This is a genomic window from Cedecea neteri, assembly GCF_000758305.1.
Classification (GTDB): Bacteria; Pseudomonadota; Gammaproteobacteria; order Enterobacterales; family Enterobacteriaceae; genus Cedecea; species Cedecea neteri_C.
In genome coordinates this window covers 225,544-250,037 of sequence record NZ_CP009458.1, presented here as the reverse complement: position 1 = coordinate 250,037, position 24,494 = coordinate 225,544, and the positions used below count along the sequence as shown (strand labels likewise).

At 53.7% G+C, this 24,494-nt stretch carries 21 protein-coding genes; 13 read left to right on the top strand and 8 right to left on the bottom strand.

Annotation, left to right across the window (positions count from 1 at the left end; translation table 11 throughout):
• Positions 1 to 144: 144 nt before the first annotated feature.
• The 3 genes from LH23_RS01195 to LH23_RS01185 are packed head-to-tail and all read left to right on the top strand — an operon-like array spanning position 145 to position 1,720.
• The gene (locus LH23_RS01195; RefSeq protein ID WP_039287235.1) at positions 145 to 474 is read left to right on the top strand and encodes a YqcC family protein; all 330 of its coding nucleotides are present in this window, start codon (positions 145 to 147) and stop codon (positions 472 to 474) included.
• Positions 474 to 1,253, top strand: a complete 780-nt coding sequence (truC, locus tag LH23_RS01190; RefSeq protein ID WP_039287232.1) for a tRNA pseudouridine(65) synthase TruC — start codon at positions 474 to 476, stop codon at positions 1,251 to 1,253. Before LH23_RS01195 ends, truC begins: the two co-directional genes overlap by 1 nt.
• Positions 1,254 to 1,270: 17 nt before the next feature.
• Positions 1,271 to 1,720, top strand: coding sequence for a flavodoxin (locus LH23_RS01185; RefSeq protein WP_039287229.1), 450 nt, complete (start codon positions 1,271 to 1,273; stop codon positions 1,718 to 1,720).
• Positions 1,721 to 1,766: 46 nt separating this feature from the next.
• On the opposite strand, the gene LH23_RS01180 is transcribed toward LH23_RS01185, so the two are convergent.
• Positions 1,767 to 2,108: a helix-turn-helix domain-containing protein gene (locus LH23_RS01180; RefSeq protein WP_039287227.1), complete on the bottom strand. Its 342-nt coding sequence runs from the start codon at positions 2,106 to 2,108 to the stop codon at positions 1,767 to 1,769.
• 42 nt (positions 2,109 to 2,150) lie between these two features.
• The gene (locus tag LH23_RS01175; RefSeq protein ID WP_052050101.1) at positions 2,151 to 3,278 is read right to left on the bottom strand and encodes an MBL fold metallo-hydrolase; all 1,128 of its coding nucleotides are present in this window, start codon (positions 3,276 to 3,278) and stop codon (positions 2,151 to 2,153) included.
• Between the two features lie 182 nt (positions 3,279 to 3,460).
• On the opposite strand from LH23_RS01175, the gene LH23_RS01170 reads away from it, so the two are divergent.
• A complete protein-coding gene (locus LH23_RS01170; RefSeq protein WP_039287224.1) occupies positions 3,461 to 4,033 on the top strand; it encodes a TetR/AcrR family transcriptional regulator in 573 nt (190 codons plus the stop codon).
• Between the two features lie 55 nt (positions 4,034 to 4,088).
• Here LH23_RS01170 and barA read toward each other — a convergent pair whose 3' ends face one another.
• Positions 4,089 to 6,845 carry a two-component sensor histidine kinase BarA gene (barA, locus tag LH23_RS01165; RefSeq protein WP_039287221.1) on the bottom strand — a complete coding sequence of 919 codons (2,757 nt, stop codon included), beginning with the start codon at positions 6,843 to 6,845 and terminating at the stop codon, positions 4,089 to 4,091.
• Positions 6,846 to 6,906: 61 nt separating this feature from the next.
• Between barA and rlmD the strand changes: the two genes are divergently transcribed.
• From rlmD to LH23_RS01135, 6 genes are all read left to right on the top strand, one after another.
• Positions 6,907 to 8,220, top strand: coding sequence for a 23S rRNA (uracil(1939)-C(5))-methyltransferase RlmD (rlmD, locus tag LH23_RS01160; RefSeq protein ID WP_039287219.1), 1,314 nt, complete (start codon positions 6,907 to 6,909; stop codon positions 8,218 to 8,220).
• A 51-nt stretch (positions 8,221 to 8,271) separates the two neighbouring features.
• Entirely contained in the window at positions 8,272 to 10,503 is a 2,232-nt protein-coding gene (gene relA, locus LH23_RS01155) for a GTP diphosphokinase (RefSeq protein WP_008458386.1), read from the top strand.
• Positions 10,504 to 10,668: 165 nt separating this feature from the next.
• Positions 10,669 to 11,460: a nucleoside triphosphate pyrophosphohydrolase gene (gene mazG, locus LH23_RS01150; protein WP_039287216.1), complete on the top strand. Its 792-nt coding sequence runs from the start codon at positions 10,669 to 10,671 to the stop codon at positions 11,458 to 11,460.
• Positions 11,461 to 11,685: 225 nt separating this feature from the next.
• On the top strand, positions 11,686 to 13,323 hold the full coding sequence (pyrG, locus tag LH23_RS01145) for a glutamine hydrolyzing CTP synthase (RefSeq protein ID WP_008458383.1): 1,638 nt from the start codon (positions 11,686 to 11,688) through the stop codon (positions 13,321 to 13,323).
• A gap of 87 nt (positions 13,324 to 13,410) precedes the next feature.
• Positions 13,411 to 14,715, top strand: a complete 1,305-nt coding sequence (eno, locus tag LH23_RS01140; RefSeq protein WP_008458382.1) for a phosphopyruvate hydratase — start codon at positions 13,411 to 13,413, stop codon at positions 14,713 to 14,715.
• A 227-nt stretch (positions 14,716 to 14,942) separates the two neighbouring features.
• Complete coding sequence (locus LH23_RS01135) at positions 14,943 to 15,596, top strand: hypothetical protein (RefSeq protein ID WP_039287214.1); 654 nt, start codon at positions 14,943 to 14,945, stop codon at positions 15,594 to 15,596.
• Positions 15,597 to 15,737: 141 nt separating this feature from the next.
• Here LH23_RS01135 and LH23_RS01130 read toward each other — a convergent pair whose 3' ends face one another.
• From LH23_RS01130 to LH23_RS01120, 3 genes are read right to left on the bottom strand one after another with little or no spacing between them, the layout of a single operon-like run.
• Positions 15,738 to 16,850, bottom strand: coding sequence for a M20 family metallopeptidase (locus LH23_RS01130; RefSeq protein ID WP_039287211.1), 1,113 nt, complete (start codon positions 16,848 to 16,850; stop codon positions 15,738 to 15,740).
• A 3-nt stretch (positions 16,851 to 16,853) separates the two neighbouring features.
• Entirely contained in the window at positions 16,854 to 17,321 is a 468-nt protein-coding gene (locus tag LH23_RS01125; RefSeq protein WP_008458378.1) for a YjiG family protein, read from the bottom strand.
• Entirely contained in the window at positions 17,314 to 18,027 is a 714-nt protein-coding gene (locus LH23_RS01120; RefSeq protein WP_039287208.1) for a nucleoside recognition domain-containing protein, read from the bottom strand. Before LH23_RS01120 ends, LH23_RS01125 begins: the two co-directional genes overlap by 8 nt.
• A gap of 262 nt (positions 18,028 to 18,289) precedes the next feature.
• On the opposite strand from LH23_RS01120, the gene queE reads away from it, so the two are divergent.
• Positions 18,290 to 18,961: a 7-carboxy-7-deazaguanine synthase QueE gene (queE, locus tag LH23_RS01115; protein ID WP_039287205.1), complete on the top strand. Its 672-nt coding sequence runs from the start codon at positions 18,290 to 18,292 to the stop codon at positions 18,959 to 18,961.
• Between the two features lie 45 nt (positions 18,962 to 19,006).
• Here queE and LH23_RS01110 read toward each other — a convergent pair whose 3' ends face one another.
• Together LH23_RS01110 and LH23_RS01105 are read right to left on the bottom strand one after the other, a co-directional pair.
• Entirely contained in the window at positions 19,007 to 20,485 is a 1,479-nt protein-coding gene (locus tag LH23_RS01110; protein ID WP_039287202.1) for an FGGY-family carbohydrate kinase, read from the bottom strand.
• A gap of 26 nt (positions 20,486 to 20,511) precedes the next feature.
• Positions 20,512 to 21,810 carry an MFS transporter gene (locus LH23_RS01105; RefSeq protein WP_039287201.1) on the bottom strand — a complete coding sequence of 433 codons (1,299 nt, stop codon included), beginning with the start codon at positions 21,808 to 21,810 and terminating at the stop codon, positions 20,512 to 20,514.
• 349 nt (positions 21,811 to 22,159) lie between these two features.
• On the opposite strand from LH23_RS01105, the gene LH23_RS01100 reads away from it, so the two are divergent.
• Positions 22,160 to 22,945 carry an SDR family oxidoreductase gene (locus LH23_RS01100; RefSeq protein ID WP_039287198.1) on the top strand — a complete coding sequence of 262 codons (786 nt, stop codon included), beginning with the start codon at positions 22,160 to 22,162 and terminating at the stop codon, positions 22,943 to 22,945.
• Between the two features lie 70 nt (positions 22,946 to 23,015).
• Positions 23,016 to 24,470, top strand: a complete 1,455-nt coding sequence (locus LH23_RS01095) for an FAD-binding oxidoreductase (RefSeq protein WP_039287194.1) — start codon at positions 23,016 to 23,018, stop codon at positions 24,468 to 24,470.
• Positions 24,471 to 24,494 lie beyond the last annotated feature (24 nt).

Here is a 24,494-nt window from a genome sequence, read left to right as displayed (position 1 = left end):
CAGGGAGCATAAAAAGTAGCTGGATTAGCTGCGAAACGAACCGGGAGCACTGTGTAAACAGTGCTCCCTTTTTTATGCCTTTTTCACGGGCAGTGAAGAAGTGGTATTCTGTACCGCTCTTTTCCACTGACGTATGAGGTTTTCATGGAGCGCCAGACGCTGGTTCGCCATCATTTACTCACCATTGAGCAGATCCTGCGCGATCATTCCCTCTGGCAGGGCCTGCCTCCCGATCCCACAGCATTTGAGAGCACTCAGCCTTTCTGCATGGATACGCTGCAGCCTCACGAATGGTTGCAATGGGTCTTGATCCCTCGTATGCACGCGCTGCTGGACAGCCAGCATCCTCTGCCTGAAGCCTTTGCTATCGCCCCTTATTATGAGATGGCGCTGGATGCGACGCATGCCGTGCGTGAACCTCTCCTTGCCGTGCTGCTTGAGCTGGATGCATTGTTTGACGCGGAACAGGGTTAATGCTGGAGATTATTTACCAGGATGAATGGCTGGTTGCCGTGAACAAACCGTCCGGCTGGCTGGTTCACCGTAGCTGGCTGGACAGGCACGAAAAAGTCGTGGTGATGCAAACCGTCCGCGACCAGATTGGCCAGCACGTGTTTACCGTTCATCGCCTCGACAGGCCAACTTCCGGCGTGCTGTTGATGGGGTTGTCCAGCGAAGTCGGCCGTCTGCTGTCGCAGCAGTTCGAGCAGCATCAAATGCAGAAACGTTATCATGCCGTTGTGCGCGGCTGGCTGCAGGACGAAGCCGTGCTGGATTATCCTCTGGTTGAAGAGCTGGATAAAATCGCCGATAAATTTAGCGACCAGGACAAAGGGCCACAGCCCGCAGTGACGCATTATCGCGGGCTGGCAACGGTCGAAATGCCGGTGGCGGTGGGGCGCTATCCAAGCGCGCGCTACAGTCTGGTGGAACTTGAGCCAAAGACGGGCCGCAAACACCAGCTCCGGCGGCATTTGGCGCATCTTCGGCATCCCATCATTGGCGATTCCAAACACGGCGATTTGCGCCAGAATCGCGGTGCGGCGGAGCATTTCGGCTGTCAGCGCCTGATGCTGCATGCCAGCCAGCTCTCTTTAAATCATCCTGTCACCGGGGAACCGTTGACGCTAAAAGCGGGGCTGGATGAAACCTGGATGCAAATGCTGACACAATTTGGCTGGCGTGGTCTGTTGCCGGATGTTGAAAATAGTGAGTGTGATCCGGCGAGCTGCCAGGATAAGCCTTGTCTCTAATTCTTAAGGAGTTACCGATGGCCGAAGTGGGTATTTTTGTAGGTACGATGTACGGCAATGCGTTGTTAGTGGCGGAAGAAGCCGAAACCATTCTGAAAAAACACGGCCATCAGGCAAAGGTGTTTGAAGATCCTGACCTGACCGAGTGGCAATACTACCGCAACCATTATGCGCTGGTGGTCACTTCCACGACCGGGCAGGGCGATCTGCCGGACAGCATTGTCCCGCTGTTTCAGGCTATCAAAGATCAACTGGGTTACCAGCCTGAGCTGCATTACGGCTTGATTGCGCTGGGCGACAGTAATTACGACCACTTCTGCGGTGGCGGCAAGCAGTTTGATGCGTTATTGCAGGAGCAGGGCGCAACCCGCATCGCCGACGTTTTAACGATTGACGCTAACGACCATCCAGAGCCTGAAGTGGTTTCTGGCCCATGGGTTGAACAGTGGTCGACTTTACTGAAGTAAGTGAAAACTGGGTGGGTAAGCGGCGCATACCCACCCAGAAAAGGTCTTAATTAAGCGGCTGTTCGTGCTCGCGGCGGTAGGCGCCGGGAGATGTATTGAACCGTTTTCCAAATGTGCGGGTAAAAGATTGCTGCGAATCAAAACCGTAGCGCACTGAGATATCGAGGATTTTGTCCTCGGTATTTTTCAGATCTTCTGCCGCTAACTGCAATTTACGTTCACGAATGTAGGCCCCGAGGCTCTTCCCCGCCCAGTCTGAGAACATCCGCTGCAGGTACCACTTCGAGTAGCCGGACTGCCTGGCGACTTCTTCAATACGCAGCGGGCGCTGCATATTGCCATCGACCCACTCAAGCAGAGATTCCATAAAATCTTTAGGCATGGACATATCACCTCCTTCTACATCTTGCTCGTTCGATAATTGATAATGCTATTCCCACCAGGCATCGAAGGCCTGACGCGGTTGACTGACTTCCAGTATTTGCCCCATTTCCGGCGTGAGGAGCTGATAGCTGCGGCCTATGCTGGCGGTTGCTATGCGGCGGAAAGGCTCGTCCCAGCTGTGATTCGCCAATGCAAACCGGCCAGCGTGCCCCGGCACCATGGTTTTCGCCCCTAGCTCTTCCGTCGCCTGAGCGGCTTCTTCCGGCATCATGTGGATGTATTTCCAGCCTTCGTCGTACTGGCCGTTTTCCATGATGGCGAGATCGATATCGCTAAACTGTTCGCCGATTTGTTTGAAATGTGGGCCGTAGCCGGTGTCGCCGCTGTAATAAACTTTTCGCTGCGGCGTGACGAACATAAAGCTTGCCCACAGCGTTTTATTGCCGGTTAACCCGCGGCCAGAGAAGTGGCGCGCCGGCAGGGCATGGATCGTTAACTCGTTATCAATAGCGACTTTTTCCTGCCAGTCCAGCTCGTGGATAAGCGCGGGATCGAAGCCCCAGGCTTCAAAATGTGCGCCAACGCCAAGTGGAGTGACTACCTGCTTAATCTTTGGTTTAAGCGCCCGCAGCGTGGGGTAGTCCAGGTGATCCCAGTGATCGTGAGAGATGATCAATGTGTCGATGTCCGGCATATCCTCCGCCCGCCACGGATAATCGCCCGCAAACGCTTTGTTCAGAAAGGCGAACGGCGCGGCGTAGTGGCTGAACACCGGATCGATAAGAATGCGCTTGCCGCCGAGCTGAATAAACCAGGAGGAATGGCCCAGCCACACCACGAGATCCTGCTGTTTATCAAGCTTCGCAAGATCGGTTTTGATCAGCGGTAGAGGACGGTCGGGTTTGACCGTATCTGGTCGGGCGAAAAAGAAATCCCATAGCGCTGCAATGCGACCGCGTTTGTCGGTCATCATTGGCGTGTCCTGCTGATTGTGGAACTTGCCGTCGCGGTACTGGGGAGATTGCTGGATGCGCTCAAGACGGCTGCCCTGCGGCAGTTTGCCAAATTCAGTCATCGGGAACAGCGCAGCGCTAGTGGCAGTAAGGCCTAATAACATAATCACGACCATGAATTTTAGGGTTAACGAACGCTTGCCAGAATGCGCGGCAGCCATAAAGGATTCTCTTAGAAACTGTGCGGGTTATATTGCTATTGAGTGAGTAAGCACTCATTATAGGCAGGCAAGGTCAACCGTCAACAAAATTTACGGTATGATAAAGAACATGACATTCAGCGATCGCGGCGATCCCGATAACTGAAACCCTATCCACTCAGATAACTGGCTTGTGAGGAACCGTGGCTCGTCCAAAAAGTGAAGATAAACGATTAGCATTACTCGATGCGGCAACCGACGCGATAGCGGAGCTGGGATTAGGGGCGGCGACCTCTTTAATTGCCAGAAAGGCGGGCGTTGCCGAAGGGACGTTGTTCCGCTATTTCCCCACTAAAGACGAGTTGCTCAACGCCGTTTATCTTCATCATAAGCAAGATCTTGGTAACGAGCTGATGAAAACCTACGACCGGCATGCGCCCAGCAAAGAGCGTTCCAGAACGGTATGGGGAAATTACATTGACTGGGGGCTGGTGAACGTTAATGCCCGCAAGGCGATGCGCCAGCTGGCGGTTTCCGGCAAGATCACCCCTGAAACGATGGAGCAGGTTTACCAGGCATACCCGGACCTGCGCGATTTGTCGAAAGAGTGCGTCACTAACGAGGTGCTTACCGGCATTGAATCGGCATTTGCGGACGCCATTTTCTTTGGTCTGGCTGAAACCACGATGGAATTTGCCGGACGCGACCCTTCACGCAGGGATGAATACAAATCTGCCGGGTTTGACGTGATGTGGCGCGGTATGACCAAAGGCTAACATTGTTGTAAAAGCGAAGAGGGGGGCGGGATCCCTCTTCGTACCTGGTTTAAGCTCAAATCTGATACTTCTTCGCTTCCCGCGCAACGTTATCCATCTCGTCCAGCAGCTCCAGAATTTCAGGCTCCATCTCCTCCGGCGCTACGCCGTGACGCAGCTCGTGCTCCAGAGTCTGGCAGAGTTTTTTCATCCGCGGGACACCGCTATAGCTGCAGCTCCCGTGCAATTTATGCACGATATCGATCAACCCTTCGGGCTTGTCGCCTACCAGCTGTTCTTCGAGAACATTTCTCACTTCCGGTAAAAACTCCAGCAGCATGTCAAGCATCTCCCGGGCGAGATCGGCTTTGTTGGCGGCCTGGCGAAGCGCCAGGTTCCAGTCCAGCGTCTTATTGATGTTAATTGCCGGCGGGACGGGTTCTTCCTGTTGGGCGGGAAGCTGGCCGATATTGCCCGGATGGTAGCGCATCAGCAGGCGATGCAGCTTTTCTTCTTCAATCGGCTTGGCGAGATAGTCGTTCATCCCGGCGCTCATGAGTTTTTCTTTTTGCCCCGCCAGCGCATGGGCGGTAACGGCAATCACCGGGGTTTGCTGGTGATGAGGTAACTGGCGGATCAGTTCACAGGCGCGGATGCCGTCCATTTCCGGCATCTGAATGTCCATCAGGATAATGTCTATGTTCATTTGCCGGGCGCGTTCCAGCGCCTGCGCGCCGCTTTCACACAGCACAACTTGCTGCACTCTGTCTTCCAGTAACGCGCCGATCAGCTTCAGGTTGGCCGGGTTATCGTCCACCGCCATGACGGCCATCGGCAGCTTATCGCTATGCTCAACGAACGGCAGCGCCAGATTAGCTTTAGGGCAGCTTTCAAGCAGCATCGGGAACAGGCGCGTAGAAGTGATCGGTTTTAACAGGCAGCCCGCTACACCCTGGCGCTTCAGCTCTTCCGCGCCGACCTGGGTATGGCAGGGTAAGGCCAGAATCAGGCAATCTGCCATGGTGACCGCCTTTGCGAGCTTAGGGTTTGCCAGCGTGAGCGTTTCTGTAAAGGTGACGGGAATGCCGCACAGTAAAATATCATAGTGCTCATCAGGCAGCCCGGAGAGCGACGGACTGTGCACGACGTCCAGCGGTGTGTTTTGCAGCAAATTCAGGGTGCTCTGTGCAGCGCTCGCGTTTGGTTCGACGTAGCCCAGGCGTTTGCCTGTCAGTTTGTCCAGCACCTGTCTGTCGTTCACGGCGTTCGGGTTCAGATCCAGGCTGATGTGGAACCAGAACGTTGAGCCGCGATTCGGTTTGCTGTGGAAGGAGATATCTCCACCCATTTCGTTCACCAGCTTCTGGGTGATCACCAGTCCCAGTCCGGTGCCGCCGTGGCGGCGAGAAATACTGGCATCCGCCTGGCGGAAGGCCTGGAAGAGACGCGATTGTTCCTGTTCAGGAATGCCGATGCCGGTGTCGTGGATCTGCATTTCAATCTGAACTTTGTTGTTTCCTTCCGCCCGTTTTTCCACCAGCAGGTCAATGTTGCCGGTTTCGGTGAATTTAATCGCATTGCCCACCAGATTTGTGATGACCTGTTGCAGGCGCAGAGGGTCGCCAATCACGTTATCCGGTACGTCATTTTTAATGTTGAGCGTTAGCTCAAGGCCTTTGTCGTGGGCGGAATGTGCCAGCAGAGTTACCACTTCATCCAGGGTGTTGCGCAGCGGGAAGGGAATGGATTCCAGCAGCAGCTTGCCTGCTTCGAGCTTGGAGAAGTCCAGCACGTCATTAATGATGGTGAGTAAGTTATTGGCCGAGCGTTCAATCGTGTAGAGATGGTCGCGCTGAGTTGGTGTCAAATCGGTTTTTAAGGCCAGGCGAGTGAAGCCAATGACGCCGTTGAGCGGGGTGCGCAACTCGTGAGACATATTTGCCAGAAACTCAGATTTTATACGGGCGGCTTCCTGGGCGCGCTTCTTGGCAAGATCGAGCTCCACGTTCTGAATTTCCATCTGCTCAAGGGTTTCACGCAGATCGGATGTGGCCTGGTCGACGTTGTGCTGCATCTCTTCGTGATACGCAGTCAGAGACATTGCCATCGAGTTAATGCCGTTTTTCAGCATATCCAGCTCGCCCAACATAAACCCTTCCACGCGGCTGTCGAGTTGCCCACGGCGAATGCGATCCACGGTATTCACCATATTGCGGATAGGCCCGGTCACGTCTCGCATCAGGCGATAGGCAAACAGCATCGCAATGCCAATACAGAACAGCATCATCAACGTTGAGATAAAGATTTCGCGGTATTGCTGCAGACGAACGGATTTGAGATCCAGCTCCATGGCGACATAGCCGAGTATACTGTTGCTCTGTTTGACGTTGGTTTCAGCGGATTCATCCGGCGAATATCTTTCGGAAATAATCGGCATTCGCAGGATCATGATGTCGCCCGCACGGGTGACGGTGAGATCTTTCGGGGGCTTTTCCCCGTCGGGTAGCCTCAGACGAGCGGCGTTATGCTGAAAATTAGAGGTGACGAACAGCTTGTTACTATCATCGTAAATCGAAATTCCCCGCACGATATCGGAATGGCGGCGGTGCAGCACGCTGACCAACTGGCGAATCGACTCCCGGCTGTGGAAGTTCATGCCGTACTCGCTGGAGACCGCCAGCGGTTCAATAATACTGGCGCCGGCATCTTCCAACTGGCGCTGTAAGTCATTGTAACGATGGACAACGAAAAAGATGCTGAGCAGCAAACCGACCAACAGCGTCGGGGCCAGAATCAGGATCATCATACGTGCGCGCAGGCTGTAGTTGGTCATGGGGTTCCGATATGGGACAATAAAAGCAACAGTGACATTTGAGAACACATCTACTTACATCATGGCGCAATTCTACTCTGCAAAGCGACGCGATACGAATCGTGAATTACTTACCGTGACCGTAACCGACCTCGATCCATTCGGTCAGGGCGTCGCGCGCCACAAAGGCAAAGCGCTCTTTATTCGTGGCGCACTGCCTGGCGAACAGGTTGAGGTTCGCATTACCGAAGATAAGCGTAGCTACGCTCAGGCTGAGGTAAAGCGCCGTTTAAACGACAGCCCGGAAAGGGTGAAGCCACGTTGCCCGCATTTTGGGGTTTGCGGCGGCTGTCAGCAGCAGCACGCGAGCGTGGCGCTGCAGCAGGAAGCAAAATCTAAGGCCCTGGGGCGCATGATGGGCGAGCGCGAACAGCCTCGTCAGGTGGATGAAATTATTTCTGCCGGGTCATGGGGATACCGCCGTCGTGCACGGCTGGGGTTGAATTATCAGCCCCGCACGCAAACCTTACAGATGGGTTTTCGCAAGGCGAGCGACAAGGCGCTGGTGGATATTCATCATTGCCCCGTGCTGGCGCCCCGGCTTGAAGCATTACTGGAACCTTTACGCCAGTGCTTGTCTGAATTAAGTATCGTGAACCGGTTAGGGCACGTGGAGCTGGTCCTGGCCGACGGTGGGCCGCTGATGGTGCTGCGCCATTTGGCTCCGCTCAGCAAGGATGACCGACAAAAACTGGAACAGTTTTCGCATTCCCATGAGGTGGCGTTATTCCTTGCCCCGGACAGCGACAGCCTGGAATCCCTGGCCGACGAAGAGCCCTGGTATCATTCAGACGGGCTACGCTTAACCTTTAGCCCACGAGATTTCATCCAGGTTAACGACGCGGTGAACCAGCAAATGGTGGCGCGGGCGATCGAGTGGTTGGAGGTGCAGCCTGAGGATCGGGTGCTAGATTTGTTCTGCGGAATGGGGAATTTTACCCTGCCGTTGGCAAAACGAGCCGCCGCGGTCGTGGGGGTCGAAGGCGTTGCTGCGCTGGTGGCGAAAGGTGAATATAATGCTCAACGTAATGCGCTGAAAAACGTGACATTCTTCCATGAAAACCTGGAAGATGACGTGACGCGGCAGCCCTGGGCGCAACAAGGATTTACGAAAATATTGCTCGACCCGGCGCGTGCGGGTGCGGCGGGGGTTATGCAGCACGTCATCAAACTGGCGCCGAGCCGCGTGGTGTACGTTTCCTGCAACCCCACCACGCTTGCGCGTGACAGTGAAACGTTGCTGGCCGCCGGGTACCACATTAAACGACTGGCCATGCTCGATATGTTCCCCCACACCGGGCATCTGGAGTCTATGGCGCTCTTTGAGCGTAATTGAAAGGGTTAATCAGGCACATTGGCCTGAGCGTTAGCCTGACAGGAGAGGATAATGGTTGCGGTAAGAAGTGCACATCTCAACAAAGCTGGCGAATTTGCGCCCGAAAAATGGATTGCAAGCCTCGGGATTTCCAACCAGCAGTCGTGTGAACGCTTAGCCGAAACCTGGGCGTATTGTGAACGCCAGACCAAAGGTCATCCTGACGCTGAATTATTGCTGTGGCGCGGCGTGGAGATGGTCGAAATCCTCTCGATGCTGAGCATGGACAACGATACGCTGCGCGCCGCGCTGCTGTTCCCGCTGGCTGATGCCGGCGTGGTCAGCGAAGAAGTGATGCTGGAAAGCGTCGGCAAACAGGTGGTGACGCTGATTCACGGCGTGCGCGACATGGACGCGATTCGCCACCTGAAAGCGACCCATAACGACTCTGTTTCCTCCGACCAGGTGGATAACGTTCGCCGTATGTTGCTGGCGATGGTGGATGACTTCCGCTGCGTGGTCATCAAGCTTGCGGAACGTATCGCCCATCTGCGTGAAGTGAAAGACGCACCGGAAGATGAACGCGTGCTGGCGGCCAAAGAATGTACCAACATTTACGCCCCGCTGGCGAACCGCCTCGGTATTGGCCAGCTCAAATGGGAGCTGGAAGATTACTGTTTCCGCTACCTGCACCCTGAGGAATACAAGCGTATCGCGAAGCTGCTGCACGAGCGCCGGATCGATCGCGAGCAGTACATCGATGATTTTGTCGGCACATTACGTTCTTCAATGAAAGAAGAGGGCGTAAAGGCTGAAGTCTATGGCCGACCAAAACACATCTACAGCATCTGGCGCAAAATGCAGAAAAAACATTTGGCGTTTGATGAGCTGTTTGACGTGCGCGCGGTACGTATTGTTGCCGAGCGGCTGCAGGATTGCTACGCGGCGCTGGGGATAGTACATACTCACTTCCGCCATTTGCCGGATGAGTTTGACGACTATGTCGCAAACCCTAAACCGAATGGCTACCAGTCTATTCATACCGTGGTGCTTGGCCCGAACGGCAAAACCATAGAGATTCAGATCCGCACCAAGCAGATGCATGAAGAGTCTGAGCTGGGTGTGGCCGCGCACTGGAAGTACAAAGAAGGCAATGCGCGCAGCGGCAGTTCTGGCCATGAAGACCGCATTGCGTGGCTGCGCAAGCTTATCGCCTGGCAGGAAGAGATGTCCGACTCCGGCGAAATGCTTGACGAAGTCCGCAGCCAGGTCTTTGACGACCGCGTTTACGTGTTTACGCCGAAAGGAGACGTGGTTGACCTGCCTGCCGGCTCGACGCCGCTGGACTTTGCCTACCATATTCACAGCGATGTCGGGCACCGCTGCATCGGGGCAAAAATTGGTGGGCGCATCGTACCGTTCACCTATCAACTGCAAATGGGGGACCAGATCGAGGTCATTACCCAGAAGCAGCCGAACCCGAGCCGCGACTGGCTGAACCCTAACCTGGGGTACATCACTACCAGCCGCGGGCGCGCGAAGATCCACAACTGGTTCCGCAAGCAGGACAGGGACAAGAACATTCTTGCCGGACGCCAGATTCTGGATGACGAAATTGAGCATCTGGGCATCAGCCTGAAAGAAGCCGAGAAAACGCTGCTGCCTCGCTACAACTTTAACGAAATTGAAGAACTGCTGGCGGCTATCGGCGGCGGGGATATTCGCCTCAACCAGATGAGCAACTATCTGCAGGCGCAGTTTAATAAGCCAAGCGCCGAGGAACAAGATGCCGCCGCGCTGCGTCAGCTGACGCAAAAAAGCTATTCCCCGCCGCAGTCGCGCAGTAAAGACAATGGCCGGGTGGTCGTTGAGGGCGTAGGGAATCTGATGCACCACATCGCCCGCTGCTGCCAGCCGATTCCGGGGGATGAAATCGTCGGCTTTATTACCCAGGGGCGCGGGATCTCGATTCACCGTGCCGACTGTGACCAGTTGGCCGAGCTGCAATCCCACGCGCCGGAACGTATCGTCGATGCCGTTTGGGGGGAAAGCTACTCCAGCGGTTATTCGCTGGTGGTGCGCGTCACGGCGAACGATCGCAGCGGCCTGCTTCGCGACATCACCACGATTCTGGCGAACGAAAAGGTCAACGTGCTTGGCGTGGCCAGCCGCAGTGACACGAAACAGCAACTGGCCACCATCGATATGACTATCGAGATCTATAACCTGCAGGTGCTTGGCCGCGTGCTGGGCAAACTCAACCAGGTGCCGGACATTATCGATGCCCGCAGGTTGCACGGTTAATTTATTGCCCCTCACCCCGACCCTCTCCCCAGAAGGGAGAGGGGGGAAAACTTTGCTCAATTTCGTTACGCTTTCCAAAGGTTGAGGGCGAACAATTCTACTCGATCCATCCCCTCTCCCTTTTAGGGAGAGGGTTAGGGTGAGGGTTAAAAACAAGGAATTACAATGACTCAAATCGACCGCCTGCTCGGGATCATGCAGCGTCTGCGTGACCCTGAAAACGGCTGCCCATGGGATCGCGAGCAAACTTTTGCCACCATCGCCCCTTACACGCTCGAAGAAACCTATGAAGTGCTCGACGCCATTAATCGCGAAGATTTTGATGACCTGCGCGGCGAGTTGGGCGACCTGTTGTTCCAGGTGGTGTTTTACGCGCAGATGGGGCAGGAGGAAGGACGCTTTAATTTTGAAGATATTTGCCAGGGCATCAGTGACAAGCTTGAGCGCCGCCACCCGCATATCTTTGCTGACGGTGACGCGGCAACCAGCGGAGAAGTGCTGGCGAGATGGGAGCAAATCAAAATCGAAGAGCGCGCGCAGAAGGCTCAGCACTCGGCGCTGGACGATATCCCAGAAGCGCTCCCTGCGCTAATGCGTGCGCAAAAAATTCAAAAACGCTGCTCGAACGTCGGCTTTGACTGGAAGACGCTTGGTCCGGTGCTGGATAAAGTGCACGAAGAGATCGACGAAGTCATGTTTGAAGCCCAGCAGGCTGTGGTGGACGAGTCAAAGCTGGAAGAAGAAGTGGGTGATTTATTGTTCGCTACCGTCAATCTGGCTCGGCATTTGGGCACCAAAGCGGAGGTGGCGTTACAAAAAGCTAACCGAAAATTCGAGGCTCGTTTCCGAAAAGTGGAGGCGATCGTCGCCGCTCAAGGGCTAACCATGGAGCAGGCAGGGCTGGAAATTATGGAAAAAGCCTGGCAAGAAGTGAAACGCCAGGAAACTGATATCTAAAGCGTTTTTGCTATCAGCTGCACTTTTTGGCGCTTTTTATTTAACAAGCGATTGATTTGCGTCAAAAACATTTATCGCGGAAGGGCTATTTTCTTAGCCTGACTGTGGGGCCGGATTGATTTCCGGGGAACAGAATGAATGTTTGTGGCGCCCATGCTGTTCGGGTATACTACTTTCCCGTCCTGGTTATTCCATCGTCTTTAAACCTAACTTCTCAGGTTCAGCATGACAACGAACTATATTTTTGTGACCGGCGGGGTCGTTTCCTCTCTGGGTAAAGGCATTGCCGCAGCCTCCCTCGCAGCTATTCTTGAAGCCCGTGGCCTCAACGTATCCATCATGAAACTCGATCCGTACATCAACGTCGATCCGGGTACCATGAGCCCTATTCAACATGGGGAAGTGTTCGTTACCGAAGACGGCGCTGAAACCGACCTGGATCTGGGTCACTACGAGCGTTTTATCCGTAACAAGATGAGCCGCCGTAACAACTTCACCACCGGCCGTATCTACTCTGACGTTCTGCGTAAAGAACGCCGTGGTGACTATCTTGGCGCGACCGTGCAGGTTATCCCGCACATCACCAACGCCATTAAAGAACGTATTCTGGAAGGCGGCGAAGGCCACGACGTGGTGCTGGTTGAAATCGGCGGCACCGTCGGGGACATCGAATCCCTGCCGTTCCTTGAAGCGATTCGCCAGATGGCGGTAGAAGTGGGCCGCGAGCACACGCTCTACATGCATCTGACGCTGGTGCCTTACATGGCCGCAGCCGGTGAAGTGAAAACCAAGCCGACTCAGCACTCCGTAAAAGAACTGCTCTCCATTGGTATCCAGCCAGACGTGCTGATCTGCCGTTCTGACCGCGTTGTACCGGCCAACGAACGTGCGAAGATTGCATTGTTCTGTAACGTTCCAGAGAAAGCGGTAATCTCTCTGAAAGACGTCGATTCTATCTATAAAATTCCAGGCCTGTTGAAATCCCAGGGGCTGGACGATTATATTTGTAAACGATTCAGCTTGAACGCGCCGGAAGCCAATCTGGCAGAATGGGAACAGGTTATCTACGAAGAAGCCAACCCAACGGGCGAAATCACTATCGGTATGGTCGGCAAGTACATTGAACTGCCGGATGCCTATAAGTCGGTGATTGAAGCGCTGAAACACGGTGGGTTGAAAAACCGTCTGACCGTGAACATCAAGCTGATTGATTCACAGGATGTTGAAACTCGTGGCGTAGAGCTGCTGAAAGGTCTGGATGCGATTCTGATCCCTGGCGGCTTCGGCTACCGCGGTGTTGAAGGCAAGATTGCTACCGCGCGCTATGCCCGTGAAAACAACATCCCGTACCTCGGCATTTGCCTGGGTATGCAGGTTGCGCTTATCGAGTTCGCCCGTAATGTGGCGGGCATGGATAACGCCAACTCCACTGAATTTGTGCCAGACTGTAAGTACCCTGTGGTGGCGTTGATCACCGAGTGGCGCGATGAAGAAGGCAATGTTGAAGTACGCAGCGAGAAGAGCGATCTGGGCGGCACCATGCGCCTCGGCGGCCAGCAGTGTCAACTGACCGACGGTAGCCTGGTTCGCCAGATGTACGGTGAGCCAACCATCGTTGAACGCCATCGCCATCGCTACGAAGTCAACAACATGCTGCTGAAACCGATTGAAGCAGCTGGTTTACGTGTTGCAGGTCGTTCCGGTGATGACCAACTGGTAGAAATCATTGAGGTGCCAAACCATCCATGGTTTGTTGCCTGCCAGTTCCACCCGGAATTCACTTCGACTCCGCGTGACGGGCACCCACTGTTTGCAGGCTTCGTGAAAGCCGCCGGTGAGTACCAGAAACGCCAGGCGAAGTAAGCAGAGTTAGAACGGCAACGCGCGACATTTTCGCGCGTTGTTTGTCTGGAGTTTTAGTTTAACGTTGTGACTTGAGGAAAACCTACTATGTCCAAAATTGTGAAAGTGATCGGTCGTGAAATCATCGACTCCCGCGGTAACCCGACTGTTGAAGCCGAAGTTCACCTGGAAGGCGGTTTCGTTGGTCTGGCAGCTGCACCATCAGGTGCTTCTACCGGTTCCCGTGAAGCACTGGAACTGCGCGATGGCGACAAATCTCGTTTCATGGGTAAAGGCGTACTGAAAGCTGTTGCTGCGGTTAACGGCCCGATCGCTGAAGCTGTGCTTGGCAAAGATGCTAAAGACCAGGCTAACATCGATAAGATCATGATCGATCTGGATGGCACCGAGAACAAATCCAAGTTTGGCGCAAACGCCATTCTGGCTGTTTCTCTGGCTGCTGCTAAAGCTGCTGCTGCTTCTAAAGGCCTGCCGCTTTACGCTCACATCGCTGAACTGAACGGCACCCCAGGCAAATTCTCTATGCCTCTGCCAATGATGAACATCATCAACGGCGGCGAGCACGCTGACAACAACGTTGATATTCAGGAATTCATGATTCAGCCTGTTGGCGCGAAAACCCTGAAAGAAGCGGTACGTATCGGTTCTGAAGTGTTCCACAACCTGGCTAAGGTACTGAAGTCCAAAGGCATGAACACTGCTGTAGGTGACGAAGGTGGCTACGCGCCTAACCTGGGTTCCAACGCAGAAGCACTGGCTGTTATCGCTGAAGCGGTTAAAGCAGCAGGCTACGAGCTGGGCAAAGATGTTACCCTGGCAATGGACTGTGCAGCGTCTGAGTTCTACAAAGACGGTAAATACGTTCTGGCTGGCGAAGGCAACAAAGCGTTCACCTCTGAAGAATTCACTCACTTCCTGGAAAACCTGACCAAAGATTACCCAATCGTTTCTATCGAAGACGGTCTGGACGAATCTGACTGGGCTGGTTTCGCATACCAGACCAAAGTGCTGGGCGACAAAATCCAGCTGGTTGGTGACGATCTGTTCGTAACCAACACCAAGATCCTGAAAGAAGGTATCGAAAAAGGCATCGTTAACTCCATCCTGATCAAATTCAACCAGATCGGTTCCCTGACCGAAACTCTGGCTGCGATCAAAATGGCGAAAGACGCTGGCTACACTGCGGTTATCTCTCACCGTTCTGGCGAAACCGAAGATGCTACCATCGCTGACCTGGCTGTGGGCACCGCTGCTGGCCAGATCAAAACCGGTTCTATGAGCCGTTCTGACCGTGTTGCTAAGTACAACCAGCTGATTCGTATCGAAGAAGCACTGGCTGCACAGGGCACTCCAGCACCGTTCAACGGTCTGAAAGAAGTTAAAGGCCAGTAAGTTCTTACTGCTGCTTTAGACTTTGAAAAACCCGCTTCGGCGGGTTTTTTTTCGCCTTTTATTTCTTACTGAGCCAGAGATTTCCACGCTTGCAATATTGCATGTTGTCTTCTGAAGCATAAAGATCACATATTTATCAATGGCGTGTTTAGTCGTGTATTGAAAGAACCGTATGATTAAAGTGTATATGTATCAATAACAATGAAGGAATAACCTCCGGGGATATAATGAATCAAAAAAGCATTTTTTTATCTTTAGTGCCACTGATGCTGTTAGGTATCTCTTCTGCACATGCGGCGATGATTTCAAGTGACAGTCTGGGGCAAGACCCTGCAAAAGTAGCGCTTTGCAAGTCACGCTCGACGATGGCGAAAGAGAAGTCGGTTCCTTTTGAGATCAATGCCAATTATGCAAAACTCACGCTGCAATCTGAGCCTGGCACCACTTTCGTTGCTATCGATGGAGTCAGTCCTCAACTGATCGTTTGTGCCGTGCGCTCTGGAACCGGGCGATTTGAACCTGGCGTCTATATGCCACAGTCAGATATTTGGCGCCTGGCTAATCTTCCACAAAAGTATGAGCCTGGTATGGGCACGATGCAGGGGCGTGATGCTGCAAACAGGGCTTGTCTCAACGCGGCGTTGTCGAAATCTAACCGTAGTGATGTTATCAGCACCGGACTTGAGCGGTTGGTTGAGATTAGTCCTGACTCACCCGCTTTTGCTCCCGGTAAGGTCATTGCCGGTAAGAAGAGCGAACGCTATGACGTTGTCGTAGAAGGTTCGGCATTTTTCCCGGGGAAAGGGCCAGACAATGACAAACTTAGCTATACCTGTCTGCTGACACCGATGCTGGACGTGAAGGCTGTTAAGATCAAATAATCCAGGAACAGGCACCCGATCGGCTTCAGGTGCTCATTGCCCTTTACCCTGAAATGGAGAGCGGCAAGATCAAAGGCCGCATGGTGATTGATTTTAAACTGAAAAAGTAATGAAGCAGGCCGGGAAGACCCCGGCCTTTTTTTACAGCGAGCGGATCACTTCACGCAGCAGTCGAACCCGAGGCTCGATACTGTTCAGCTCCAGATATTCGGAAGGGGAATGGAATCCGGCACCGACAGGGCCAAACCCGTCCAGAGAAGGCACACCAAGGGCCGCCGTGTGGTTGGCGTCTGAGCCGCCACCTACCGCCTGCCAGCGAACTTCTACGTCGACAGCCTCACCGGCTTTTTCAACCAGCTTCATCAGTTTTTCCGTTTCGGCAGAAGGTGTCATTGCAGGCGTTTGCGCCTGCTGTTCGACGGTGGTTAACACATCTGGCTCGAACTGGCGGTGGCTAAACGACTGAACGGCCTCGTTAACCCGCAGATATTCGTCGTTATCATTGAAGCGGAGATCGACAATCATTTCAGCGTGATCCGCCACGATATTCGCCCCAACGCCGCCGGAAATCACGCCGGTATTCAACGTGGTGCCCTTCGTCATATCGGCCAGCTCGCTTATTGCCAGCACCGCGTAAGCGAGCGCTTTCACCGCAGAACGGCCTTTTTCCGGATCGTTGCCCGCATGGGCGGCTACGCCTTTAAACGCCAGACGGTAACGGGCCATGCCTTTTCTGGCTTTCACCAGTGAGCCATCGGCTCTTGCCGCCTCGCATACCAGCACGCAGCGGCTGCGTTTTGCGATGCCGCCTATCCATTCATGCGAATGGGCTGAGCCAGTTTCTTCGTCCGGGTTCATGGCCACGGCGATAGCCAGCCGCTCAAGATCGGCTTTGTCCAGGCCGCGTAAAGCCCAAAGAATAGATAACAACCCGCTTTTCATGTCTGACACGCCAGGGCCATAGGCACGGTCGCCTTCAATGCTGAAAGGGCGCTCTGAGACGGTTCCCGGCGGGAAGACGGTATCCATATGTCCCACCAGCAAAACGTCGTACTGTTCAGCGTCAGGTTTATTCGTGGCGAACAAACCTGGCCCTACTTTATTCCCCAGATCAACGCTGTCGCAGTGCCAGTTTTCTGACAGATACCACTGCTGAAAGATACGACTGACCTCTTCCACGCCCATAACGGTAGCGGTACCGCAGTCGATATTTACGACGCTTTTTAACTCTTGAAGATACTGTTTCAGATCCATGGGTTACTCCAGAATAAGCACGCGCATGATCAGCATGGCGCAAAATGCGTTGAGTACAGAAAGGGCTATCATCAGCGGAATGCGTTTCGCCGGAATACCTACAACGCCGAGAATACGCCCGGCATACTGCACCTGAGAGCCCATCAAATAGATGGCCGGTGCGAGAATAGCCAGGTGTTCGCCGCTGAGAATGCCTCTTTCAAACAGGCTGATAGCGACGCCCACGCCGCCGCCCATCGACATCCAGCCGCCGATGAGTACCGCCGCTGCTTCACCGGGCAGCCCAAAGAGTTTCATCACCGGGCCAAACAGCCAGGCCATGCCCTGCAGCGCGCCCGTAAGCTCAAGCGCATAAATAATAATGAATGCCATCAACACATTAGGTAGCGTACTGGTTGTGGCGATGGTCCAGCCTTTGCGCGCCCCGGCCACAAAGACATCGGTGATCATCGGTTTTGCTGCATCAGCCATGTTGCACCTCTGTTTTTGCTTTACGCTCTGTGACGTTCAGGATCAGGCGCATCATGTTTGCCCCCACGATTTTCATAATGAACATCACGGCGACGCACATGCCGATTGAGCTAGGCACGGCCTGGCTACCGTCCACGGCGATCAGCGTGAAGAGCACGGCCCCGGAAGAGAAAAAGTTGGTGATCATGGCTCCGGCGGAAAACTGGAACATAGTGAACACGGTTTTTTCTTTTTCGCTGATCTGGCCTTCATCCGCCAGTACGCGGGTGAGCGATGCGCCAACGTCGGTACTTTGCAGGCTGCCGATGAGCGCAAGGCCCGTAGCACCGGGCACGCCCATCAGGGGCCGAAGGAGAGGTGTCAGCAGTTTTCTTGCGGCACGCAGGGCGCCGTAGTGTTCCAGCACGTTAATCATGCCCAGCGCAAACATCACGGCGGGAATCAGGCCGAAAGCGAAAAGAAAACCGTCCATCGCGCCATATCCGCCGTTGCCGCGGAAGGCGCTTTTGGCAACATCCAGCGATTCTCCGGCCGGGTTAACGCCGCTGACCACTTTGCCAAAGGCACCGTTTAGCGTGGTGAAGTCAAACACCCCGTACCAGTTTTTTCCTCCCAACAGGCCAGAGAAAAAGACCATCGCAAACAGCAGGCTAAACCAGGCGGCGGGCCCAACTCTTTGTTGTCCAGGAACAGAAGAATCATCCATTTATCATTTCCTTATGTGATTTCAGTGGGAAAGCCAGAGGGATGCTAGAAGTTAGCAATACGTGCTGTTATGACGGCGATCAACATGAGGAGCGAAGGTTTAATCACCATAAGAAAGTTGAGAGCTGGCACACAGTAACCGTGAAAACGGAGGTTCTGTGTGCGGCATGAGCATCAGACATCGATGTCGCGCAGCCGCTTTCGCATGATCTCCATCGCCAGTTCTGCGATAATTACTTTTTGTGACTATGACTGAGATAATTATGCAGTACCCGATTAACGAGATGTTCCAGACCCTGCAAGGGGAAGGCTATTTTACCGGCGTGCCCGCCATTTTTATTCGCCTGCAGGGTTGCCCGGTAGGCTGCGCCTGGTGCGATACCAAACATACCTGGGATAAGCTCGCGGATCGTGAAGTGTCGCTGTTCAGCATCCTGGCCAAAACCAAAGAAAGCGATAAATGGGGCGCGGCAAGCGCTGAAGATCTGCTGGCCGTTATTGGCCGTCAGGGATATACCGCGCGACATATAGTGATCACCGGCGGTGAGCCGTGCATTCACGACCTAACTCCGCTGACTGATTTGCTCGAGAAAAACGGATTTAGCTGCCAGATAGAAACCAGCGGCACGCATGAAGTGCGCTGCACGGCAAATACCTGGGTGACGGTTTCCCCGAAGGTGAACATGCGCGGTGGGTACGACATTCTCTCCCAGGCGCTGGAGCGCTCGGATGAAATTAAGCACCCGGTGGGGCGTATGCGTGACGTTGAAGCGCTGGACGAACTGCTGGCTACGCTGACGGATGAGAAAAACCGCATTATCGCGCTGCAGCCTATCAGCCAAAAAGACGATGCTACGCGCCTGTGCATTGAAACCTGCATCGCGCGCAACTGGCGCCTGTCGATGCAGACGCACAAGTATTTGAATATTGCCTGATGAGCAAAGCCGGGTGCGGTCATCACACCCGGCGTAAACCGTGAGTTAAGCGTTGGACCAGCTTTGAATTGAGTCCGTGTTGTCTAACTCCCCGTGCATCACCTGATACGATTTTTTCAAAATAACGTCAGTGTGCTGCGTTAACTCCCTGAAAATCCCTTTGTTTAGCGCCTCGTAGCGTTTCGCGTTGTTTTCTATCGGCATAAACACATCTTTGACCCGCACCATTTTTTCAACGGCGGTTTCATAGCTGGTATACAGCCCTAGCCCGACGGCGGTGTTGATTGCCGCCCCCAGACTCGCGCAGCCGTTGATCGCGTTCCGCCTGACCGGCAGGTTAAACACGTCGGCAAAGATCTGCATAAACAGATCGCTGTTGGAGCCGCCGCCGGTGATGATCACATGTTTGGCAAAATGGTCCATCTCATGGCACATATTGTCGTAATTGTTTTTCAGCGTCAGGGCGATGCTTTCGAGGATCGAGCGGTAAATCCATGCGTAGTCCATGCTGGAATCAAAGCCAATCATGATCCCGCGTTTGAAGGGTTCCCACGGGTTTGTCAGCCAGTCCAGCACGGTCATCAGGCCGTTACAGCCCGGCGGCACCAGCGCCGCTTTCTTGTTCAGCAACCCTTCCGGGGAAAGATTCTGCGCTTTCGCATCCTGAATCAATGACTCACCCAGCATGTCCCGCAGCCAGCTTACCGTCCACATTCCTTTGCGGATGCCGTAACCTTCATACAGCAGCGTTTCAGGAATAGACGACATAATGGGCCAATAAGCCACGGGGTCTTTCGGCAGCGCTTTGCCGTTCATCATCAGCGCGATATAGGTGCCGAGAGAAATCACCGCGGTTTCGTCATCCAGCAGCCCGGCCCCAAGCGCTTCTACCGGCTTATCGCTGGTGGTACAAACTACCGGTAATCCGGCCGGGAAGCCCGTAGCCTTCGACGCATTTTCGGTAAGATGGCCGATGACCGTGCCTGGCATCTGAACATCAAATAGCATGGTGCGCGGAATATTAAATTTCTTCAGTACTTCGCCGTCGTCGCTCCATGACCACGTTTTGTAGTCCACCGGCCACTGGCCAAAATAGTTGGCGATATTGTCCTTGAACTCGCCGGTTAAGCGATGGGACAGGTAACCCGAGAATGAAGTCACCCAGGCGACATCAGGATTCGTGTGCTCGTAGGGGCGGGTGACGCGCGCGTCCTGCCAGCTGATCAGCGGCTCAGCCGGTGTGCCGTCGGCCTTTAAGAGGGCGCGGCAGCAGCGTATGGAGCCGAGGCCAATCCCGACGATGGCGTCCTTGTCGCCCGTGAAGTGGTTCATTAAATCCTGCCCGGCGCGGCACAGCGAGTCCCAAAGGTCGTCGTCAGGATGCTCGGCGGTATCCGCGTCCGGCGTGTACATTGGCTGAAGCTGCCCCTTGCCTTCACAGACGATATTGCCCGCCAGATCGTACATCACGACTTTTGTACTTTGGCTCCCACCATCAATCCCAATGATGTATTGCTTCGACATTGCCTTTCTCCTTCAATTTTCCCTCATCACTCGCCCGTTGCGGCCAGTGATGCCAATTTTTCCTGTGCGATGTCGGCGGCGCGAATTTTGCGAATCAGCAAAAAGGCAAACACGATGACCATGCACAGCGCGGCTAATCCCATCAGCCACATATTGCGGTAGGCTTCTTCAGCGGGCAGGGTGTCCTGCCAGTGGCCGACAAGCGGGTAAACGAACACGTCCGGCAGGAAGCCGATGACCGAACAAATCCCCACGGTGGTACCCATAATATAGGGCGGCGTTCTCGCTTCGCCGGGGCAGGCCCAGTACAGCCCGCGTGAGGCATAACAGGTGAATCCCAGCAGCAAAATAAGCCCAATGCCCATCGCAACCGACTGAGGATTGGCGTTGGTCGCCAGCAGCGCTACCAGGGCGACTGCGCCAACAATAGAGAGCAGCTGCACCACGCGAGTGGGCGATTTGATTCTGCTGTAGGTCGTAATAATGCCGCCGAGTGGGCCACAAACGGCGCGGAAGATTTTATTGATCACAATGCCCATGTAACTGGCGGCCACCAGCGACATGCCGTACATCTCGGTCAGATAGTTGGTGGAATAGCTCAGGATGGCATAAATGGTGTAAACCCCGAAGATCACCATACTGCAGTACCAGGTGGTGCTGATCCGTAAAACGGACAGGATATCTTTAAGCTGGAACGCTGGTTTTTTGGCTTCCTGAGAGTCTTCTGTACGGCCGGTAAAGCCATCGCTGACAAAGAACCAACACAGCACGCCGAGCGCAATATAAACGCCGCTGTAGATAAGAATAACGGCTTTAAGGCTGTTGGCATCTTCCGGCGCGAAGCGCGAGAACACCCACATGGTGAACACCGCCAGCGCCATCACGCCGACGCCGCGCAGGCCTTCCATCCAGCCCATGATTTTTCCCTGCTCGCTATGATCCCCCAGCAGGGAAGCCGCCTTAATGGAGACCGACCACAGCATCAGAATGGTGGTCACGGCGAAAGCGACCTGAATGACGATCATTACCCACAGCGGCGGGTAGAACGCCATGACAATTCCCAGCAGGCCGGTGGCAATCATCGCCAGCGTCATCATTAAGCGGTGAGAGAATTTGTCGGCAATAATTCCGCTCGGCGCATAAAGGATAATTGCGGTTATTCCGAAAGTACTCATAATTAAGCCTATTTCGGTATTGCTAAATCCCATGAATTTTGCCATGGGGATTTGGTAAATATACCTTAAATAAGCAAGGTCAAAACTTACACCACCACTGATACTTATTATTGCCAGCGTTAGCCAGCGACGAAAATTTGAATCACGCATGGTGTGCTCTCAGTAATCAGGATTGTTAAAGACAAAAAAAAGAGAAAAGTAACCAATCCCCTTTTAAGGGCTGATTACTTTTCTCATGGGCTCTAGTAATTGCGGAGATTATTATCATGAGAGATCGTTTTTTAGTGTGAGAAATATCACGATATTGGTTTTCATGGTGAATAATTTAGCGATAAAACCTTCTTGTTAATGAGTTGTGAGGTTGATCACATAACATGCCCCCACCGCTGTGATACTTATTTTAGCCAGTTACTAGAGACGATGAGAAAAGTAACTTCCCTTTCGGGGGGAGCTTGCTTTTCTCATTTTTTTTGCGTTTAAAAAATTTAAGGAGTTCATCATGTCGCTCAGCGCACTCAACGAATTCTCACTGGACTTCTTCTCGCTCAAAGGGAAGACGGCGATTGTCACCGGCGGTAACAGCGGGCTTGGGCAGGCGTTCGCCATGGCGCTGGCTAAGGCCGGGGCGAATGTGTTTATTCCAACGGTGGTGGAAGAGAAAGGCGAAACGCGTCAACTTATTGAACAGCAAGGCGTAAAAGTGGCGTTTATGACCGTGGATATCACGGAGAAAGGCGCCCCGGCTCAGGTCATCGCCCAGTGCCTGGAAACCTTTGGCTCGGTGGATATTCTGGTCAACAACGCCGGGATCTGTAAGCTCAACAAGGTGCTGGATTTCGGCCGTGCCGACTGGGACCCGATGATCAACATCAACCTGACCGCGGCGTTCGAATTAAGCTACGAAGCGGCCAAAGTGATGATCCCGCAAAAGCACGGAAAAATCATTAATATCTGTTCGCTATTTTCTTATCTTGGCGGCCAGTGGTCTCCGGCTTATTCCGCCACAAAACACGCGCTGGCCGGTTTAACGAAAGCCTATTGTGATGAATTAGGCCAATATAATATTCAGGTGAACGGTATTGCTCCTGGTTATTATGCCACCGATATTACGACCGAAACGCGTAAAAACCCGGAAACCAACAAGCGCGTACTGGATCATATTCCAGCCAACCGCTGGGGTGAAACGCAGGATCTTATGGGGGCAATGGTTTATTTATCCAGCCGTGCTTCAGATTATGTTAATGGCCATTTGTTAGTCGTTGATGGTGGTTATTTAGTCAGGTAATTCTCGCAGGGTGGTTCCTGCTTTCTCTTATTTATATCCGTATTCCCTTATTTGTCAGGAAGGAGTTGTCATGTCTTTATCTCGCGAAGCAATTGTGGATCAATTAAAAGAAATCGTTGGCCCGCAGCAGGTTATTACCGATGAAAAAGTATTGCAGAAAAACAGTATCGACCGGTTCAGAAAATATGCGGATATTCATGGCGTGTACACTCAGCCGCTGCCGGCCGCGGTAGTGAAACTGCAGAACACTGAGCAAGTCTCCAGCGTACTGGCGTTTCTGAACAGCAACCACATCACCTGTATCCCGCGTACCGGCGCTTCCGCAACGGAAGGTGGCCTGGAAGCCGTGGTGAAAAACTCCGTGGTGCTGGACGGCTCCGGACTGAACAAGATTATCGATATCGACATTGAAAACATGCAGGCCACCGCCCAGTGCGGTGTGCCGCTGGAAGTGCTGGAAGATGCGCTGCGTGCAAAAGGCTACACCACCGGCCACTCGCCGCAGTCAAAACCACTGGCACAAATGGGCGGTCTTGTGGCAACCCGCAGCATTGGTCAGTTCTCAACCCTATACGGGGCGATTGAGGACATGGTGGTGGGTCTCGAAGCTGTGTTCCCGGACGGCAGCATCACGCGCATTAAAAACGTGCCGCGCCGTGCTGCTGGCCCGGACATTCGCCACGTGATTATCGGCAACGAAGGGGCGCTCTGCTATATCACCGAAGTGACGGTGAAAATCTTCAAGTACATGCCGGAAAACAACCTGTTCTACGGCTACATCCTCGACAACATGAAAACCGGGTTCAACATCCTGCGCGAAGTAATGGTGGAAGGCTATCGCCCATCGATTGCCCGCCTGTATGACGCCGAAGATGGTACCCAGCACTTCACCCATTTTGCCGACGGCAAATGCGTGCTGATCTTTATGGCAGAAGGCTCTAAGCGCCTGGCCGAAGCGACCGGCGCGGGCATCGAAGAAATTGTTGCCCGTCACCCGGAATGCAAGAAGGTGGACAGCAAGCTCATCGAAACCTGGTTCAACAACCTGAACTGGGGCCCGGATAAAGTGGCAGCAGAACGCGTGCAGATCCTGAAAACCGGCAACATGGGCTTTACCACCGAAGTTTCCGGCAGCTGGAGCTGCATTAATGAGATTTACCACAATGTGATCGAGCGCATTCGCAATGAGTTCCCACATGCAGGTGATATCACTATGCTGGGCGGCCACTCTTCCCACAGCTACATCAACGGCACCAACATGTACTTCGTGTACGACTACAACGTGGTGGACTGCAAGCCGGAAGAGGAGATCGACAAGTACCACAACCCGCTGAACAAAATCATCGTGGAAGAGACGATTCGCCTCGGCGGCTCGATGGTGCACCACCACGGGATCGGCAAGCACCGCGTGCACTGGTCCAAGCTTGAGCACGGCACCGCCTGGCCAATCATGCAGGGCCTGAAAGATCAGTACGATCCGAACGGCATCATGAATACCGGCACGATTTGGCCGATTGAAAAATAACCGTACAGGTCGGCTCTCAGGAGC

Bases quoted from the DNA above. Each gene is read 5' to 3' on its own strand.
- LH23_RS01195 (WP_039287235.1), top strand. From the start codon at position 145: ATGGAGCGCCAGACGCTGGTTCGCCATCATTTACTCACCATTGAGCAG.
- truC (WP_039287232.1), top strand. From the start codon at position 474: ATGCTGGAGATTATTTACCAGGATGAATGGCTGGTTGCCGTGAACAAA.
- LH23_RS01185 (WP_039287229.1), top strand. From the start codon at position 1,271: ATGGCCGAAGTGGGTATTTTTGTAGGTACGATGTACGGCAATGCGTTG.
- LH23_RS01180 (WP_039287227.1), bottom strand. From the start codon at position 2,108: ATGTCCATGCCTAAAGATTTTATGGAATCTCTGCTTGAGTGGGTCGAT.
- LH23_RS01175 (WP_052050101.1), bottom strand. From the start codon at position 3,278: ATGGCTGCCGCGCATTCTGGCAAGCGTTCGTTAACCCTAAAATTCATG.
- barA (WP_039287221.1), bottom strand. From the start codon at position 6,845: ATGACCAACTACAGCCTGCGCGCACGTATGATGATCCTGATTCTGGCC.
- rlmD (WP_039287219.1), top strand. From the start codon at position 6,907: ATGGCGCAATTCTACTCTGCAAAGCGACGCGATACGAATCGTGAATTA.
- relA (WP_008458386.1), top strand. From the start codon at position 8,272: ATGGTTGCGGTAAGAAGTGCACATCTCAACAAAGCTGGCGAATTTGCG.
- mazG (WP_039287216.1), top strand. From the start codon at position 10,669: ATGACTCAAATCGACCGCCTGCTCGGGATCATGCAGCGTCTGCGTGAC.
- pyrG (WP_008458383.1), top strand. From the start codon at position 11,686: ATGACAACGAACTATATTTTTGTGACCGGCGGGGTCGTTTCCTCTCTG.
- eno (WP_008458382.1), top strand. From the start codon at position 13,411: ATGTCCAAAATTGTGAAAGTGATCGGTCGTGAAATCATCGACTCCCGC.
- LH23_RS01135 (WP_039287214.1), top strand. From the start codon at position 14,943: ATGAATCAAAAAAGCATTTTTTTATCTTTAGTGCCACTGATGCTGTTA.
- LH23_RS01130 (WP_039287211.1), bottom strand. From the start codon at position 16,850: ATGGATCTGAAACAGTATCTTCAAGAGTTAAAAAGCGTCGTAAATATC.
- LH23_RS01125 (WP_008458378.1), bottom strand. From the start codon at position 17,321: ATGGCTGATGCAGCAAAACCGATGATCACCGATGTCTTTGTGGCCGGG.
- LH23_RS01120 (WP_039287208.1), bottom strand. From the start codon at position 18,027: ATGGATGATTCTTCTGTTCCTGGACAACAAAGAGTTGGGCCCGCCGCC.
- queE (WP_039287205.1), top strand. From the start codon at position 18,290: ATGCAGTACCCGATTAACGAGATGTTCCAGACCCTGCAAGGGGAAGGC.
- LH23_RS01110 (WP_039287202.1), bottom strand. From the start codon at position 20,485: ATGTCGAAGCAATACATCATTGGGATTGATGGTGGGAGCCAAAGTACA.
- LH23_RS01105 (WP_039287201.1), bottom strand. From the start codon at position 21,810: ATGCGTGATTCAAATTTTCGTCGCTGGCTAACGCTGGCAATAATAAGT.
- LH23_RS01100 (WP_039287198.1), top strand. From the start codon at position 22,160: ATGTCGCTCAGCGCACTCAACGAATTCTCACTGGACTTCTTCTCGCTC.
- LH23_RS01095 (WP_039287194.1), top strand. From the start codon at position 23,016: ATGTCTTTATCTCGCGAAGCAATTGTGGATCAATTAAAAGAAATCGTT.